This is a genomic window from Bacillus sp. V3B (assembly GCF_024494465.1).
Classification (GTDB): domain Bacteria; phylum Bacillota; class Bacilli; order Bacillales; family Cytobacillaceae; genus Bacillus_BD.
The window spans coordinates 1-1,408 of record NZ_JAETXM010000069.1; the positions used below are offsets into that span (position 1 = coordinate 1).

The 1,408-nt window shown below is 37.6% G+C and carries 1 protein-coding gene; it reads left to right on the top strand.

Annotation, left to right across the window (positions count from 1 at the left end; genetic code table 11):
• The first annotated feature begins 188 nt into the window (after window positions 1-188).
• A complete protein-coding gene (gene tnpB / locus JMM81_RS22545; RefSeq protein WP_256243805.1) occupies window positions 189-1,367 on the top strand; it encodes an IS200/IS605 family element RNA-guided endonuclease TnpB in 1,179 nt (392 codons plus the stop codon).
• Window positions 1,368-1,408: the final 41 nt, after the last annotated feature.

Genomic DNA, 1,408 nt, shown 5'->3' on the forward strand with positions numbered 1-1,408 from the left:
TTCGGACAAGGGATGGCTTTCTTGCCATCTCGATTGTCCGACTGTTCGAGAGCCTATCTATTTCTGAACATAAAAAACATCATACGAGTTCCAAATCGCCCTTTTTTCATTCATTTAAAAAAGAACAAACGTTTGTTCTTTGCTCATAAAAATGGTAAAATAGAAGGAGGAAAAGGAGGTGTCGACGTATGCTGGTGAACAAATCCTATAAGTTTCGTATCTATCCGAACCAAAAACAAGCAGAGCTTATGAATAAGACCATTGGTTGTTCTCGTTTCGTATTTAACTTCTTTCTTGGCAAACAAAAAGAAAAAGATGCTTATTGGTCTATCGTAGAAGAAATGAAACAGAATGGTCAGCTTCCCATGAATCATTGGAAAGGGAAGTACTTCAGTAAATATGAAACCGTCAAATCACTTCCTGAACTAAAACAGCATTACCTCTTTTTAAAAGAGGTAGATAGTATTGCTTTGCAAAAATCAGTTGAAAACTTATCTGATTCTTACGATAGATATTACAAAAAACAGAATAAACAACCACGCTTTAAATCAAAAAAGAACCCTGTTCAGTCTTACACAACGAAGCATACGAACGGAAATATCGCAGTAGTCGATCATTGGATCAAACTACCAAAACTAGGACTTGTTCGTTTTGCCAAAAGTCGTGAAGTAGAAGGACGCATTTTGAGTGCTACCATCAGACGTAATCCTTCAGGAAAATATTTTGTTTCTTTAGGAACGGAAACAGAAGTAGCAGAATTATCTAAAACAAATTCAGCTGTCGGCATTGATGTGGGTGTCAAAGACTTTGTGATTCTTTCAGATGGAACACCCCCTTATAAAAACCCAAGATTTTTCCGCACTTTAGAAGAAAAGTTAGCCAAAGCGCAACGGATTATGAGTAGACGAACAATAGGTGGTTCCAACTGGTACAAAGCAAAGATTAAAGTAGCACGCATCCATGAAAAAATGGCTAACGCAAGAAAAGATTATCTCGACAAGATTTCAACCAAAATTGTCAAAAACCACGACATCATTGGAATGGAAGGTTTGTCTGTATCTAACATGTTAAGAAATCATAATCTTGCCAAAGCGATTAGCGAAGTATCGTGGTCACAATTCAAAACCATGATTGAATACAAGGCGAAATGGTACAGAAAACAAGTGGTGACGGTAGCGAAAAATTTCCCTTCCAGTCAGCTTTGTTCTTATTGTGGTTACAAAAATAAAGACGTTAAAGATCTCGGATTACGTGAGTGGGATTGCCCAGAATGTCATACTCATCATGATCGAGATATTAACGCAAGCTTAAATCTAAAAAACGAAGCCGTAAGACTTCTAACCGTTGGTACAACGGGGTTAGCCTAATCAATAACTGGTGGATACACTGGTGTTCTTAGGAATCCCCC

Bases quoted from the DNA above. Each gene is read 5' to 3' on its own strand.
- tnpB (WP_256243805.1), top strand. From the start codon at position 189: ATGCTGGTGAACAAATCCTATAAGTTTCGTATCTATCCGAACCAAAAA.